This window comes from Flavobacterium sp., from assembly GCF_035195345.1.
Lineage (GTDB): Bacteria > Bacteroidota > Bacteroidia > Flavobacteriales > Flavobacteriaceae > Flavobacterium.
In genome coordinates, this window is record NZ_CP136574.1 from 285,608 (window position 1) to 301,634 (window position 16,027).

Here is a 16,027-nt window from a genome sequence, read left to right on the forward strand (position 1 = left end):
TTTTTTTATGTCTTAAAGTTATGATAAATTTAAATCCGAATGAATTTGCTCCTTATTATGTGGATTATATCAAATTAGTTCCAGAACAAGATATAGTTAAAGGACTTACGAATCAAAATGAAGAATTAATACACTTTTTCACTTCAATTCCTGTATTTAAACATGAATTTCGTTACGAGGAAGGGAAGTGGACAGTTAAAGATATTATTCTACATCTTATTGATGCTGAACGCATACTGTCTTATAGAGCACTTCGAATTGCAAGAAATGATAAAACTGCTTTGCCTGGATTTGAGGAGAATGATTACGTAGTTTCAGCACGTGGAAATGAAAGAGATTTTGAAAGTTTATTAGCTGAATATAAAACAGTTAGAAAAGCAACAATAAGTTTGTTTGAATCTTTTAGTAAAGAGGTTTTACAGCAATTAGGATTAGCATCAAACTACAGTGTATCGGTACGAGGTATTGGTTATATTATTTTGGGACATGAGTTGCATCATAAGCAAATAATTTTAGAAAGATATTTATAAATTAAAAAGGGATTCAAAAAATATGAATCCCTTTTTTTATATTAATCTTCGTCGTCTAAGTCTTCAGAATCATTTGTGTCATCCTCTTCTTCGTCCTCATCTTCATCAATGTCTAATTCTTTAAGGCCAACAATTTTGTCTACAACAACATCTTCAACAATAATATCATCTTCATCATAATTTTCAATTCGATCAGATAATTTTGTACTTACTTTCACAAGAAAAATAGTATCTGTTGTTCTAACTTCTACTGCTTCTATTGTTTCATTTTTAGCATTCTTAAAACGTATGATGTCCGAATCATCATAACCATCAGGAAATTTCTCAACTAATAATGTTAAGATTTCATTTGTTAATTTAGCGTAATCAACAATAACTCTTTTCATTGGGTAGGTTTTAATCTTATTTTGGTCAAATGTACTATCCTAAACTTATATTTTCAAGCAAAATAAATTTTTTTTTTAACTTTTTTTACCATCCTAAAATATAAGCAAACATTAACGGTGCAACTATAGTAGCATCTGATTCTACTATAAATTTAGGTGTGTGAATATCTAATTTACCCCAAGTAATTTTTTCATTTGGAACTGCTCCAGAGTAAGAACCATAACTAGTTGTAGAATCAGATATTTGACAGAAGTAGCTCCAAAACGGTACATCATGCATTTCCATATCTTGATATAACATAGGAACCACACATATTGGGAAATCTCCAGCGATTCCTCCACCAATTTGGAAGAAACCAATTCCTTTTCCAGCACAATTTTTTGGATACCAATCTGCTAGCCACATCATGTATTCAATTCCACTTTTCATTGTAGTAGCTTTGAATTCTCCTTTGATACAATAAGAAGAGAAAATGTTACCCATTGTACTATCTTCCCATCCAGGAACAACAATTGGTAAATTCTTTTCAGCTGCAGCCACCATCCATGAGTCTGCTGGGTCAATTTCGTAGTATTGTTTTAAAACACCTGAATTAATCATTTGGTACATAAATTCATGTGGAAAATAACGTTCACCTTTTGAGTCTGCATTATTCCAGATATCAAATAAATGCGATTGAAGTCTTCTGAAAGCTTCTTCCTCTGGAATACAAGTATCTGTTACACGATTATAATGATTTTCTAATAAATCCCATTCTTCTTGAGGTGATAAATCTCTATAATTTGGAACTCTTTTATAAGAATTATGAGCTACTAAGTTCATGATATCTTCTTCTAAATTAGCTCCAGTACAAGAAATAATATGTACCTTATCTTGACGAATCATTTCAGCTAATGATTTACCTAATTCAGCAGTACTCATTGCACCTGCTAAAGTAATCATCATTTTTCCGTTGTCTAATAAATGTTCTTCATAACCTTTTGCTGCATCTACTAAAGCTGCAGAGTTAAAGTGAAGATAATGTTTCTCTATAAACTGACTAACTGGTCCTTTGCTCATTTTTCTTATTTTATTGTTCTTTTCTTTTGTTGTATCCTAAAATTTCTAAAACATCTTCGGCTTTTTGTTGTTCTGAAAACACTTCAGTTGCAATAATACCGTTCTTGTCTTTATCAATTAAAATGTGTTTTGGTTGCGGTAAAATACAATGACTTAATCCACCAAAACCTCCAATTGTTTCTTGGTAAGCGCCTGTGTTAAAAAATCCTATATATAAAGGTTTTTCTTTATTGTATTTAGGTAAATAAACGGCATTCATGTGTTGTTCAGAATTGTAATAATCATCACCATCACACGTTAATCCTCCCAGTAAAACCCTTTCATAAGTATCGTTCCAACGATTAACGGCAATCATTACAAAACGTTTGTTAATTGCCCATGTATCTGGAAGTGTTGTAATGAATGACGAATCAATCATGTTCCAGTTTTCACGATCATTTTGTTTCTTTTGATATAAAACTTGGTATAATGCACCGCCAGCTTCACCAACAGTGAACGAACCAAATTCGGTAAATATGTGAGGAACTTGAACTTCTGCTTCATCACAAGCAATTTTAATTTGGTTCAAAATTTCATCAACCATATATTGATAATCATAATCAAAGGCTAATGAATTTTTGATTGGAAAACCACCACCAATATTTAAACTATCTAAAGTAGGACATTCTTTTTTCAAAGCAATGTATACTTTCATACATTTTAATAGCTCATTCCAATAGTAGGCGGTATCACGAATTCCTGCATTAATAAAGAAGTGAAGCATTTTTAATTCCACTTTTTTATTTTCTGCAATTTGTTTACGATAAAATGGTACAATATCTTTATATCCAATTCCTAAACGAGAGGTATAAAACTCAAATTTCGGCTCTTCTTCAGCTGCAATACGTATTCCGATTTTAAATTTTCCGTCAATTTCTTCTTGAAGTAAATCTAATTCTTCAAAATTATCAATTACCGGAATCGTATTTTTATGTCCGTTGTTGATTAAACGTGCAATATTGGTTACATATTGATCGCGTTTAAAGCCATTACAAACAATAAAAGTGTTTTTATTGATTTTTCCTTGTTCCATTAATGTTTCAACAATGTTGATATCAAAAGCAGAAGAAGTTTCAATATGAATGTTGTTTTTTAAGGCTTCATTTAAAATAAATTCAAAATGTGAACTTTTAGTACAGTAGCAATAGAAATATTTAGCATCATAATCATGCTTTTCCATAGCATTTCTAAACCACATTTTGGCTCTATTAATGTTTTGAGAAATTTTTGGTAAATAAGTAAACTTCAAAGGTGTACCATATTCTTCAACTAATTTCATTAAGTCAATACCATGAAATTGAAGTTCATCTTTGTTTAGTGTAAATTCTTCTTGTGGGAAATAAAAAGTCTGATTTATTAAATCGTAATATTTTGTGTTCATTTTGAAAATTAGATTAAATTATAAAAGGTAACATCTATTTTTAATCTCGATTTTCAAACCCTAATATTGGCAAAGCGAATTAGTAATTTTTCGCTAAACACCTTTGAGGTTTCAAATAAATCAGTAATATGAAAGCTAAAGATAGAAAAAAACAACCGAGCAATAATAGATATGTCGACATTTCTATTATTTCGTTTTCTGTTAAAATTAGATTGTTTTTTGTTTTCTTTCATTAGGGCAAAGTTAAAAAATTAAATCGCTAAAAAATAAAGAAAAAAAAAAAAAATAATTAGATGGAATAATCTTTAAAAGCATTGTAAATCAATGTGTTGTCTGATTCTTGATTGATTTTTATTTTACCAATCCCATCAAGTAATGTAAATTTCACTTTTCCAAACTCATTTTTTTTATCAAAAATAAGGAGTTCAATGATTTTTTCAATATCAAATGGAGTGAATTCAATTTTCTCAAATACATCATTAATAATGTATTTAATTTCCTGATATTCTTCATTGGTTAGTAAGTTTTTTTCTTTTGAAATATAACTTTCTAATATCATTCCAACCGCAATTGCTTCGCCATGAAGTAATGTTGTTTTAGCATTTTTTTCTAAAAAATAACTTTCGATAGCATGACCTAAAGTGTGTCCAAAGTTTAAAGATTTTCTAATCCCATTTTCGGTTAAATCTTCACAAACAATTGTATTTTTTATTTGAATTGATTGATGAATTAAGTTGTTTAAATCATCTGTATGTAAGTCTTTTAAATCTTTAAATTTATCCCAATATTTGTTGTCAAAAATCAATCCATGTTTCAGCATTTCAGCCAAACCAGATCGCATTTCGTTTTGAGGCAATGTGTTTAAAAATTGAGTATCAACTATTACAGCTTTTGGTTCACGAATTATCCCAATTTGATTTTTTAAATTTCCTAAATCTACACCGTTTTTACCTCCAATTGAAGCATCAACCATAGATAGCAATGTTGTTGGGATATTAATAAAATCTATGCCTCTTTTAAATGTGCAAGCTACAAACCCTCCTAAATCCGAAATAACACCACCTCCTAAGTTAATTAATACGCTTTTACGATCGCCTCCAAGTTCTGATAACGCTCCCCAAACTTCAGTGCATGTTTCAATATTTTTATGAATTTCACCCACTTCCAATTCGATTATTTCAATTTCGATTTCCGTAACTAAATTATTTAGTAAATGTGGTAAACAATATTGTGAAGTATTTTCATCAACTAAAATAAATATTTTTGAATAACGCGAAGGAATTAGTAGTTCTGCTAAAGTTTCATATCCTTCTAAATCAAAGTAAACACTATATTGGGTTGCTGTAATTGTTTGCATGTAAAAAGCTTGAATTTTATTGCAAAATAAGGCATTTTTTATTTAAAATTAGCAAAATCTAACGTATATTTGTGTCGCTTTTTATTAAAAATATCATGAATAAAATATTTGACAATACACAAGTTGCTTTTTCTTTAAAAAGTGACACAGAACTCGAAAGAGCTTATTTTCTTTTCAAATTAATTGCTAGTCAACCACTTGTAAAAATAGGAACTGCGGTTACAAATTTTGCTCTTAAAGCACATTTACCTGTAGAAGGATTGATTCGTTCAACTGTATTTGATCATTTTTGTGGTGGTGTTAACGAAGTAGATTGTTTAAAAGTGGTAGATAATATGTTTACCAAAGGTGTTTCGTCGGTTTTGGATTATTCTGTAGAAGGGAAAGAAGAAGAAGAACAGTTTGACGCTGCTTTAGAAATGACATTGAAAACAATTGAATTTGCTAGAGAACGTGAAGCCATTCCGTTTGCAGTTTTTAAACCAACCGGTTTTGGTCGTTTAGATTTGTATGAAAAAGTAGGAGAGAAGTCGGTTTTAACGAAAGCTGAACAACAAGAATGGAATCGTGTAATTGCTCGATTTGATTTGGCTTGTAGAACCGCACATGAAAAAGATGTTTTATTACTAATTGACGCAGAGGAGAGCTGGATGCAAGATGCAGCAGATGCAATTGTTTCCGATATGATGCGCAAGTACAACAAACAAAAGGCTATTGTATTCAATACGTTGCAAATGTATCGTTGGGATCGATTGGATTATTTAAAAAATCTTCATGACCAAGCGAAAGTAGAAGGTTTTTTTATTGGAATGAAGTTAGTTCGTGGAGCTTATATGGAAAAAGAAAATGAAAGAGCAGAAGCACGTGGATTAAAATCTCCAATATGTGTTTCTAAAGAAGCTACTGATATTAATTACGATGCAGCCGTTTTGTATATGGTTGAAAATATTTACAAAATGGCTGTTTTTGCTGGAACACACAATGAAGAAAGCTCATACAAATTAATGCAATTAATGACAGAGAAAGGAATTGCTAAAAACGATAATCGTATCTTTTTTGGACAATTATTAGGGATGAGTGATAATATTAGTTTTAATTTAGCTTCTAATGGTTATAATGTTGCTAAATATTTGCCATTTGGACCAGTAAGAGATGTTATGCCATACTTAATTAGAAGAGCAGAAGAAAACACTTCAGTTGCTGGACAAACTAGTAGGGAATTGATGTTAATTAAAAAAGAAAAGGAGAGAAGGAAATTGTAAAATGAATAAATTTTTTTTATTAAAAAAAAAATATTAATTTTGATTAAATTTAATTTTAATATTATGAAAAAAACTTTACTTTTTTTATTGCTACCATTTTTTTCAAATGCACAGATTTTCCAATCAGGATTTGAAAATGTAAATGGTCCGCTTTCTCAATGGACTCTTTACAATCAGGATAATTTAACTCCAAACACAAATGTTAGTTATGTTAATGGTGCATGGGTGCAATCTTTATCAGAATTTGATAATAATGTAGCATTAAGCACTTCATGGTATGCTTCTGCAGGAGTTTCTAATGATTGGATGGTTAGTCCTGCTATATCATTACCGTCAGGAAGTTCAACTTTATACTGGCAAGCTAGAGCTTATGATGCTACTTATCCAGATTCTTATAAAGTATATGTTTCTACTACAGGAAATACTCCATCAGATTTTACTACACCATTACTTACTGTAGGAAATGGTACATCTACGGGTGAATCTAATACATGGCAAAATAAGAGTATTGATTTATCTTCTTTTGCAGGACAAACAGTTTATATAGCTTTTCAGAATTTTTCTAATGATATGTTTTTATTAGGAATTGATAATGTATATGTCGTGAGTGGAACTTGCCCATCTCCAGCTAGATTAATGACAAATTCTAATATTGGTTTAAATAGTGGTACTTTTAATTGGACTGCTGCAATTGGAGGTATTACCGAATATGAATATTCATGGGGTACAGCAGGCCACATACCAACAGTTACAAATACTGTTAGTACTAATTCTGTTACAATGAATTCATTAATTTCAAATACTCGTTACCAATATTTTGTTAGAAGTAAATCAGGAACAAACAGAAGCGGTTGGATAGGACCTTATTCACTTTTTACAGCTGTAGTAGGGGCACCGTCTTACAATTATGGTTTTGACAATGCTAATGGATTTTCATCTGATGGTTGGTCTGGTGCTTGGTCAACAAATGCAACCGCGGGTAACCCTCAATCTGGTACTCAAATGACATTTTCGAATTCTAGTACTACAGTTGGAACTCCTACTAATAGATGGCTTTTTTCTAGACCTATATATTTAGTAGCTAATTCAACTAATGTAATAAAATTTTATTTGAGAAATTTTGGTGCAGCAAATGCTCAAAGTATAAAAATGACAATAGGAAATGAGCCTCTAGTTGCTTCTCAAACAAATACACTTTGGACGTCATCTACCATTGCAAATACTACATGGACAGAATATACTGTTAACTATTCACCTACTTCAACAGGTGTATATTATTTAGGTTTTCATCATTTCACGCCAGGTGTAGCAGGTGCTGTTTCACTAGGTCTAGATTCCTTTAGTTTAACTTCAACTCTTTCAAGTGAAAATTTTGAAACATATAATTTCGAGATTTATCCAAATCCAGTTACTACAATGTTAAATATTTCAAACACTAATAATGTTGAAATCAAAAACATATCCGTAACAGATATCAATGGAAGAGTTGTTAAAAATGAAACAGGTTCATTAACTCAAATAAACGTTTCTGACTTAAATGCAGGTGTTTACTTTGTAACTATTGAAGCTGCTGAAGGTAAAACAACTAAGAAATTTATCAAACAATAATTTCTTTCTAAAAGAATAGTAAATTAAAAACGACCAGTATTACTGGTCGTTTTTTTTCTTTTTATCACTATTCATCATAAGCATTACGGCGCCTACTAAGCCGAGAATTACAATTGCAAAAATTGCTATCATAATAAATGCTCCATTTCCCCAAGAATAAAGTGGTAATAATAAATTTGCCATAGTTACAAAGGTTAGAATTTACACAAAGATAAATGTTCATAATTGTTTATAAACTGATAATTATCATGTGGATTTATTCTAAAAACTTAGCTTTTAATTCCAATATTGGAATCATACAAGCTTCTTTTTTGCCATACCATTTATATCTATTTTTTGCAATATAATCATAAATAGTATCACTAATTCCTGTGGGTAAAAGTGTGAAAACTCTTGCCAAAGTAAAAACACCACTTAATCCTTTTGCAATTTGTAAAGCAGCTGTTGATTTATAATAGTACGAAATCCCTGGCTCATACAAAACAATACTATCATTATGAATTGGATTAATACCAATGTGCTTTAGAATCATTTGACCTAAATCTGATTGTAGTGCTACAAATCGAAAAATGTCTTTTTTATCGTGTTTAATAACATATTGAACAGATGAATCGCACAAATTGCAAACACCATCAAACAATATGATTTTTTTATCTTGAGGTAAGTCTTGTATTTCCATATATCAATTTTAATGTCAATTTCAAATTCAAAAATTTAGGAACACCGATTTTTAAAATTTTAAAAATTATTAAAACTATATTCATGTTATAAAATTAAACATATGAGTCATGTAAGTTTATAAAAATTGAATTAGTTTGTTTTTAGAAGTTAATGAAAGATTATTTTCAGTTATTAAAATCGCACTCAAAAGTGAAACCTCTCTGTGTAGCTCTTTTCAACATAAACATAATTTAAAAAAAACTCTGCGAATCTCTGTGTTAAACTAAGCAGGTTGTACGTATTCCAATTGCTCTAAGCTTACTTTTGAAGTAAAAATCCCATAATTGACAGTTGCTTTTGTTTTTTCAATTACATCAATAGTTCCAATGGCTTTTCCATCAATCATTCGAACTCTGTCACCCACTTTTAGAATAACTTTTGGTTTGTTTTCTTCTTCAATCTTGGCTTTGATTTTCTTTTCTTTTTTAACTACTCTGATTTCTTCTACAATCACTTTGACTTCTTCTTCAACCTTTTTCTGAATAACTTCTTTCACTTTCTTTTCTTTTACAGAAAGCTTTTTACGTTTCGAATTTTCAATTTCAACCATTTTCAAAAACTCACCAATTAAAGTCTTTTTGTCTTTGTTATTGAAGTAGCTTTCCGAAATATCATCTATTTTTTGCCCTATATAAATCAAACGCTGGTTTGCGTCATACAATTCTTGATAACGTTCTAATTTATCCTGAATTTTCGCATTGATAGTTTCCATTTTCTTGCTTTCCTCTCGCGCTTTGGTTTCTTCTTCTTTTAAATTTAAAGACGTTTTTTCTAATTTTGAACGTTCTTTTTGAAGAGTAGCTATCGTTTTATCAAAGCGAACTTTTCCACCTTCAATTTTCTTTTTGGCACGATTGATTAGTCCAAATGGAATACCGTTTTTCTGAGCGACTTCAAACGTAAACGAACTTCCGGCTTGACCTAAAATCAATTTGTACATAGGTTCTAATGATTTCTCATCAAATAGCATGTTGGCATTGGATGCGAAAGGTAATTCGTTGGCTAATATTTTTAAATTACTATAATGTGTTGTAATGATTCCGAATGCTTCACGAGCGTAAAATTCTTCTAAGAATGTTTCAGCCAATGCGCCGCCCAATTCAGGATCAGAACCTGTACCAAATTCATCAATCAAGAACAATGTTTTATCGTTACATTTCTTTAAAAAATAGTTCATGTTTTTTAATCGATAACTGTAAGTACTTAAATGATTTTCAATAGATTGGTTGTCTCCAATATCTGTTAAAATACGATCAAATAAAAACGTTTCGCTTCTTTCGTGGACTGGAATTAACATACCGCTTTGCAACATCAATTGCAATAATCCAACGGTTTTTAATGAAATTGTTTTCCCACCAGCATTCGGTCCCGAAATCACAATAATGCGACTTTCGTTATGTAATTCGATGGTTTGTGGATAGGTAGTTGCTTTTTTTTCTTTATTGTTTAAATACAAAATAGGGTGGAAGGCTTCTCTAAAAAACAAACGTTTCTCTTCAATAATATTGGGAAGTATTCCATTTATTTTATAGGCGTATTTCGCTTTGGCAGAAATCACATCTACATCACTCAAAAAGTCTTGATAAGCCGAAATCGTTTCTGTAAATGGACGAATTTCATTAGTTAAACGCTTTAAAATTCGCATGATTTCTTCTCGTTCTTCAAATTCGAAATTATTTAATTCGCGTGAATATCGTTGCGCTGCTTCGGGTTCAATATAAGCGATACTACCTGTTTTAGAATTTCCTAAAATAGAGCCTTTTACTTTTCTGCGATACATGGCTAAAACCGCTAAAACTCTACGATTTTCAACTACTGTTTCTTTAATATCATCTAAGTAACCAAGTGAGTTGTATTGACTCAAAGCCATACCAAAACTCTGGTTAATTTTACCACGCACAAGATTTATATTACGACGAATATCTATCAAATCGGGGGAAGCGTTGTCTTTGATAATGCCAAATTTATCAACCACTTCATCAATACGTTGCAAAATCAATTTTACAATGTCAATTTGCGCTCCTTTTTGATATAAATTTGGATAGTAATCTTCAAATTTCTTTAAAAATTGAATGAGCGTAATAGCAGTTTCTGAAAGGTTTCCAATTTTTTTAAAACTTCCCACTTCTAAAAAACTATCTTCAATAGCTAAGAATTTTAGTTCGTAGTTAATATTTTCAAATCCGTGATTCGGAATGGCGTTATTGTTTGAAAACGAAGACAAATATTCAGAGGTTTGCTTCAAATTAATAAGCAATTCTTCTTTGTTTTTAAAAGGAATAATTGCCATAGCTTTTGCTTCACCAATATCAGTGTTACAGCGACTAGCAATCGTTTCTAAAACGGTATTAAATTCTAAATCTTGAAGTGTTTTTTGTGTAATCGAAATCATTTTTCTTTTTCTGTTAGGTCAAAGTTACAAAGTAAAAAAGGCATAATGCAATAGAAATTTATATTTTTGGTAAAAATTATAAAATGTATATCAAAAATACGTCTTGGCAAACCCTATTATCATCTGAATTCAAAAAACCTTATTTTGAAACATTGATGCAACAAGTTGAGCAAGAGTATGCTAATACGACTTGTTTCCCTCCAAAAGAACTCATTTTTTCAGCTTTTGAACAATTTGATTTTCAAGATACCAAAGTGGTAATTATTGGACAAGATCCGTATCATGGAGTAGGTGAAGCGAATGGTTTGTGTTTCTCGGTAAATGATGGTGTGGCTATTCCTCCATCGTTGAAAAATATTTACACAGAAATTAATAACGAGTACGATAGAATTCTTTTTCCAACTTCAGGAAATTTAGAACGATGGGCAAAACAAGGTATTTTATTATTGAACGCTGGATTAACGGTTCGAAAAAACGAAGCTAACAGTCATAAACACTTGCAATGGAATGTTTTTACCGATGCTGTTATAAACTTGATTAACGAACAATCTGAAAATGTGGTTTTTTTACTTTGGGGCAGTTTTGCACAGAAAAAAGGTAAATTAATTGATCGAAATAAACATTTAGTTTTAGAAACAGGCCATCCATCTCCATTAAGTGCAAATCGCGGATTGTGGTTTGGTAATAATCATTTTATTATAACAAATGATTATTTAATTAAAAATATGAAAATAAAAATTGTTTGGTAATCAATTAAAAGTAAGCGCACCCAGTATTTCTTCACTCATAAATTTACCACCAGGATACGCCGCAGTGTAGTCTAAATTCAACCAGATTTGATCTCTTTCATCAATATGATAATAAATTTGTTGGTGGTGACTTTCTTGGATAAAAAGCACTTCTTTGATTAGATAAATTGCGGTTTCTAAATCGTTTTTATTGCCAATCAACATTTCTGGATACAAATGACCTCCTGTATGGATAATTCTAGGTGTGCCACCAACAGCTTTAATACACGCTGCCATCAAAATGGCATGATCATCACAATCTCCTGAAAAGTGTTGCAATGTTTCTGAGGCATAAGCAATATACTCTCTTCCTTTCGGGTCATTGACATAATTCCAACGGTTTCTAATTTCTTTAAAAACTGCAAAACATTGAATCAAACGCCTTTTATTTCCAGTTTGTTTTGTATCACGAAAGTGCTTTGCGGTAGCTGATAAGGAAAAATTTCTTACTCTAGGATTGGTAAAATCTACAGCGTCAATAATTTTAGATTTATTTGGAAAGGGAAGTAGTTTGGCTACAATTATGTCTTCCGGATTTGGATTTTCACTCATGGAATAAACCATGTAATTGTAATCTTCAAAAACTCTTTTAAATCCGTAATTGCCAATTAATGTTCCGTACAATAAAGTAATTAAATAAAGAAAAACAATTAGTATAATAATCGTTTTGACTAATCGTAATAGGAGTTGAATACTGATTACAATTAAAATAAAAAGTAGAATTCGGTCTAAATGCAATTTCCAATTTAAGTCAATTAGATTTTGATGCGCAATCAAAAAGAGAGGAATAGCGATTAGAATATTTAAAATAAAAATAACAACAATATCCCATGGCTTTGGTAAAGAAAGCTTTTCTTTTAATTGAGCGATGGTTGGAATTTTAATTGTCATTTCGTTTAAAACGATAAAAATACGGAATTATTTAAGTATCGATTCTTTAGGTATTTTTTTATCGATAATTTGAAGCTTCAAAAGTTGTTCCATTATTTTGTCAAATGTTGGAGCAGTCATTTGTTTTTGTGACCAACGTGTTAATTTTAGCCATTCCTGAATTGCTTCCACTTTTTGATTGTATTTAGAAGCTAACGTTCTATCAATACTAGGTATCATTTTGAATTCTTCGGTAGTAGTATTGATAATGTCTAAAATTTGATTGATTACTTTTGGATGCTGTTCTAACACTTCATTGCGAACAGCAATTACAAAACAAGGCCATGGAGTAGGGCAATCGGCAATTCTTCTAAAAATCCCTTGATCTACTAAGGGTTGTGTCATAAATCGTTCCCACATGAAATAATCGGCTTTACCTGAATTTAAACTTTCAACCGCACCATCAATAGTGTTTACGATTTCAAATTGTAATTTTTCTGTGTTCCAATTTTGATTTTGAGCATTCACAATACTCATCAAATGCGAACCTGAACCCATTCGAGAAATAGCTGCTTTCGTGTTTTCTAAATCGCTTAAAGCTTTGTAATTAGAATTAGCTGCCACGTGAATGCCCCAAATTAAAGGACTTTGCACATAAATCTGCACAATAGATGACGGATTTCCTACGGTAATATCTTTGATGATACCTTCAGTTAAAATTACGGCAATATCTGTTTCACCCTCACGAAGCATTTGACACATTTTACCCGTACCTTCAGGAACATCAGTCCATTGTAAATCGATTCCAACGGCTTCAAATTCGCTATCTTCAATGCACATGTGCCAAGGTAAATTAAAATGTTCTGGAACGCCAGCTATTTTTATTGTTTTACTCATGTGTTTTCTGGTTTATTCGTATTTGCAAATCTTCGATTCAACTTAAAAATTAAACATTGATGTCTTTAAAATTTTGTAATCGCGCATAGCGAATCATATTAGTAAACGATTCAGCATCTAATTTTGGTATTTCTAAAATTGAATTTAATAAAGTAGTATCATATTCATTAGCAGCCGAAGTTAAATAAGGTTTCAAATGCTTGCCAATGCTTTCGTAGTATAATTTTTCAATGGTGTTTTTATAATCAAAATCTAATGTATTTTGAATCACACTAAAGTTTGAATAACCTACTTCTTTCATGATGAGTTGTAAACCTTTTACTAAATTAAAACTCTCGTTATGAACTATGTTTAGTTGCTGTATGTCTTCTCTTTCAAATGTATTGACAATAACTTTTGCTACATAATCAACAGGAATTATATTCAACCCTGTTTCTTCACTAATGGCAAAACGAACATTTTCTTGTTGGTCTTTACGTTGTGCTGTAAAATGGAAAAACTTTGCCATTAAATAAAAAACCATGTATTTTGGGATAAAATAGCGGTTTTCAGTGCCTAACATTTTTCCACCAATTACACTTGGTCGTAAAATTTGATACGGTAAATTTAATTCCTTACACTGTTGAATAACAAATTCTTCTGAATGAAATTTAGCATTTTCATAGGCATTTCGATGCTCTAATTTAAAATCTAAATTATGAAAGTCATTACCAATCAAGCCTTTACGAGCTCCCGATGAAAAAGCAGTACTGATATAAATAAACTTTTTAATGAAAGGAGCAAACATTTTGAAAATTGCCTTTGTTATAGCCGCATTCTCATTGAATATTTTTTCTTTTTGGTCTTCGTCTGTCGATAGATTTACATAACCAGCGGAATGAATAAAATAGGCGCCTTTTATTTTTTCTGAAAACGAATCTTGTAGAGTAGCCAAATCGGTATCGATAATTTCAAGATACTGATTAAGTTTATCAACTCCTTTATCCAACAAAAATTTAGGCGTATAATTGCTAGACAATAATTCGTTAATACGCTCTTTAGCAGTTACTTTTCCTTTATTTCTTGTGATTAGAAATAGTTTTCCTTCAATGTTATTGGTTATAAAATTTTCTAGGATATCATACATAATATGAGAACCTAAAACACCTGTTGCACCTGTAAGGATTATTTTCATTCGATTTTTAATTTAGCACAAAAGTAGTGCTATTTTACGGAATTATTTTCTAATTGCCACCATTTCCATATCACGCCATTTTCATCAGGGTAATCTTCCATAAAATTGAAGCCTACTTTTTGCAAAACATGATTAGAAGCTCCGTTTTCGGCATGTGTATAAGCATTCATCACTTGAATCTTCATTTGATTAAAACCATAGTCTAGCCATGCTTTTGAGGCTTCTGTAGCGAAACCTTTGTTCCAAAATTTTTCATTTAAACGATAGCCGTAATCATAGAAATTAGTATTGCCGTTTTCAACGTGGTCGTTTACAAATTTAATGCCTGTCCAACCGATTAATTCATTCGTGTCTTTAGTAATAGCAACAAAACGCCCAATTCCGTTATCAATGTATTGCTGTCTGACCATATCAATGTATGCATGAACTTCATCAATATGAACAACTGGTTTTTGCCATAAATATTTATGAACATTAGAGTTGCAATCCATTTCAAATAATGAATTTGCATCTTCATGTCGCATTTCTCTTAGGATTAATCTAGGTGTTTTGAGTATTAAGTTCATTTTTATAATTTCATCATTCAACATTTGTTATTAGTTATTCAACGTTTAAACTTGGAATAGTCAATTTTGAACAACGAATATTGAAGTTTTTGTTATTCTGCTAACTTATTTAAGGCATATTCAATTAATTCATCTACAGCTTTGTATGGGTCTTCACTGAAAGTTCCAGTTGCACGGTTTGCAATGATGGCATTTAACGATAAACATTGGTGACCTAATAGTTTTCCTAAACCATAAATAGCACCTGTTTCCATTTCTAAATTAGTCATTCGAGTTCCGTTGAAATTGAAACTATCCATTTTAGAATTTAATTCTGGATCTTGAATTCCTAAACGCACTACACGTCCTTGCGGTCCGTAAAATCCACCAGCCGTTCCTGTGAATCCTTTAAAGATTTTATCGCTTTCTAAACGTTTTTCTAGTGATTTACTTCCTGCAATTACATACGGACGACCTTTTCTCATGTCCCAATTCGTTTGCTTGATAAACGCATCTTCCATTTCAGTTTCTGAAATTTCGTCAATTAAATAGGAGCGAAGCATGTTATCCAACCCTAAGCCATACTGACTCATCACAATGCTATCGCAAGGAATATCTGCTTGTAAGGAACCTGAAGTTCCAATACGAACAATATTCAACGAAGTCAATTCTTTTTTAACGGTTCTGGTTGCTAAATCTACGTTTACTAAAGCGTCTAATTCGTTCATTACAATATCAATATTGTCAGGACCAATTCCAGAAGACATTACGGTAATTCTTTTACCTTTAAAGATTCCGGTTTGCGTTTTAAATTCACGTTTTTGCGTGCTAAACTCAATAGAATCAAAGTGTTTTGTAATTTTTTCTACACGATTTTGATCCCCAACGAAGATAATATCGTTAGCGATTTGTCCAGGTTTTAAATTAATGTGATATACACTTCCGTCTGGATTTAATATTAATTCTGATGCTGCTATCATTTGTTTTTTTGTTTAAAGTTTCAGGTTTCAGGTTCTTT

The 16,027-nt window shown here is 31.1% G+C and carries 16 protein-coding genes; 4 read left to right on the forward strand and 12 right to left on the reverse strand.

Annotation, left to right across the window (positions count from 1 at the left end; genetic code table 11):
* Nucleotides 1-20 precede the first annotated feature (20 nt).
* Nucleotides 21-530, forward strand: a complete 510-nt coding sequence (locus RSE15_RS01305) for a DinB family protein (protein WP_324069188.1) — start codon at nucleotides 21-23, stop codon at nucleotides 528-530.
* A 41-nt stretch (nucleotides 531-571) separates the two neighbouring features.
* On the opposite strand, the gene RSE15_RS01310 is transcribed toward RSE15_RS01305, so the two are convergent.
* From RSE15_RS01310 to aroB, 4 genes are all read right to left on the reverse strand, one after another.
* On the reverse strand, nucleotides 572-916 hold the full coding sequence (locus RSE15_RS01310) for a DNA primase (protein WP_324069189.1): 345 nt from the start codon (nucleotides 914-916) through the stop codon (nucleotides 572-574).
* A gap of 85 nt (nucleotides 917-1,001) precedes the next feature.
* Nucleotides 1,002-1,976, reverse strand: coding sequence for a deoxyhypusine synthase family protein (locus tag RSE15_RS01315; protein ID WP_153200232.1), 975 nt, complete (start codon nucleotides 1,974-1,976; stop codon nucleotides 1,002-1,004).
* Between the two features lie 10 nt (nucleotides 1,977-1,986).
* Complete coding sequence (locus tag RSE15_RS01320) at nucleotides 1,987-3,396, reverse strand: type III PLP-dependent enzyme domain-containing protein (RefSeq protein WP_324069190.1); 1,410 nt, start codon at nucleotides 3,394-3,396, stop codon at nucleotides 1,987-1,989.
* Between the two features lie 289 nt (nucleotides 3,397-3,685).
* Nucleotides 3,686-4,753, reverse strand: a complete 1,068-nt coding sequence (aroB, locus tag RSE15_RS01325; RefSeq protein ID WP_324069192.1) for a 3-dehydroquinate synthase — start codon at nucleotides 4,751-4,753, stop codon at nucleotides 3,686-3,688.
* Between the two features lie 95 nt (nucleotides 4,754-4,848).
* Here aroB and RSE15_RS01330 point away from each other — a divergent pair, with 95 nt between their 5' ends.
* Together RSE15_RS01330 and RSE15_RS01335 are read left to right on the forward strand one after the other, a co-directional pair.
* A complete protein-coding gene (locus RSE15_RS01330) occupies nucleotides 4,849-6,015 on the forward strand; it encodes a proline dehydrogenase family protein (RefSeq protein WP_324069193.1) in 1,167 nt (388 codons plus the stop codon).
* Between the two features lie 63 nt (nucleotides 6,016-6,078).
* The gene (locus RSE15_RS01335) at nucleotides 6,079-7,623 is read left to right on the forward strand and encodes a T9SS-dependent choice-of-anchor J family protein (RefSeq protein ID WP_324069194.1); all 1,545 of its coding nucleotides are present in this window, start codon (nucleotides 6,079-6,081) and stop codon (nucleotides 7,621-7,623) included.
* Nucleotides 7,624-7,662: 39 nt separating this feature from the next.
* On the opposite strand, the gene RSE15_RS01340 is transcribed toward RSE15_RS01335, so the two are convergent.
* The 3 genes from RSE15_RS01340 to RSE15_RS01350 all read right to left on the reverse strand — a co-directional run bounded on the left by RSE15_RS01340 (nucleotide 7,663) and on the right by RSE15_RS01350 (nucleotide 10,735).
* Complete coding sequence (locus tag RSE15_RS01340; RefSeq protein WP_153208057.1) at nucleotides 7,663-7,806, reverse strand: hypothetical protein; 144 nt, start codon at nucleotides 7,804-7,806, stop codon at nucleotides 7,663-7,665.
* Between the two features lie 73 nt (nucleotides 7,807-7,879).
* Nucleotides 7,880-8,296: a thiol-disulfide oxidoreductase DCC family protein gene (locus RSE15_RS01345; protein ID WP_324070390.1), complete on the reverse strand. Its 417-nt coding sequence runs from the start codon at nucleotides 8,294-8,296 to the stop codon at nucleotides 7,880-7,882.
* A gap of 270 nt (nucleotides 8,297-8,566) precedes the next feature.
* Nucleotides 8,567-10,735 carry an endonuclease MutS2 gene (locus tag RSE15_RS01350; protein ID WP_324069195.1) on the reverse strand — a complete coding sequence of 723 codons (2,169 nt, stop codon included), beginning with the start codon at nucleotides 10,733-10,735 and terminating at the stop codon, nucleotides 8,567-8,569.
* A gap of 83 nt (nucleotides 10,736-10,818) precedes the next feature.
* Here RSE15_RS01350 and ung point away from each other — a divergent pair, with 83 nt between their 5' ends.
* Nucleotides 10,819-11,484: a uracil-DNA glycosylase gene (gene ung / locus RSE15_RS01355; RefSeq protein WP_324069196.1), complete on the forward strand. Its 666-nt coding sequence runs from the start codon at nucleotides 10,819-10,821 to the stop codon at nucleotides 11,482-11,484.
* Here the strand turns inward: ung and RSE15_RS01360 are convergent, their stop codons facing one another.
* The 5 genes from RSE15_RS01360 to RSE15_RS01380 all read right to left on the reverse strand — a co-directional run bounded on the left by RSE15_RS01360 (nucleotide 11,485) and on the right by RSE15_RS01380 (nucleotide 15,989).
* A complete protein-coding gene (locus RSE15_RS01360) occupies nucleotides 11,485-12,414 on the reverse strand; it encodes a transglutaminase domain-containing protein (protein ID WP_324069197.1) in 930 nt (309 codons plus the stop codon).
* Nucleotides 12,415-12,441: 27 nt separating this feature from the next.
* On the reverse strand, nucleotides 12,442-13,290 hold the full coding sequence (locus RSE15_RS01365) for a substrate-binding domain-containing protein (RefSeq protein WP_324069198.1): 849 nt from the start codon (nucleotides 13,288-13,290) through the stop codon (nucleotides 12,442-12,444).
* A gap of 49 nt (nucleotides 13,291-13,339) precedes the next feature.
* A complete protein-coding gene (locus tag RSE15_RS01370; protein WP_324069199.1) occupies nucleotides 13,340-14,464 on the reverse strand; it encodes an SDR family oxidoreductase in 1,125 nt (374 codons plus the stop codon).
* Nucleotides 14,465-14,493: 29 nt separating this feature from the next.
* Nucleotides 14,494-15,030, reverse strand: coding sequence for a GNAT family N-acetyltransferase (locus RSE15_RS01375; protein WP_324069200.1), 537 nt, complete (start codon nucleotides 15,028-15,030; stop codon nucleotides 14,494-14,496).
* A gap of 92 nt (nucleotides 15,031-15,122) precedes the next feature.
* Nucleotides 15,123-15,989 (reverse strand): nucleoside phosphorylase, encoded by an 867-nt coding sequence (locus RSE15_RS01380; RefSeq protein ID WP_324069201.1) that lies wholly within the window; start codon nucleotides 15,987-15,989, stop codon nucleotides 15,123-15,125.
* Nucleotides 15,990-16,027: the final 38 nt, after the last annotated feature.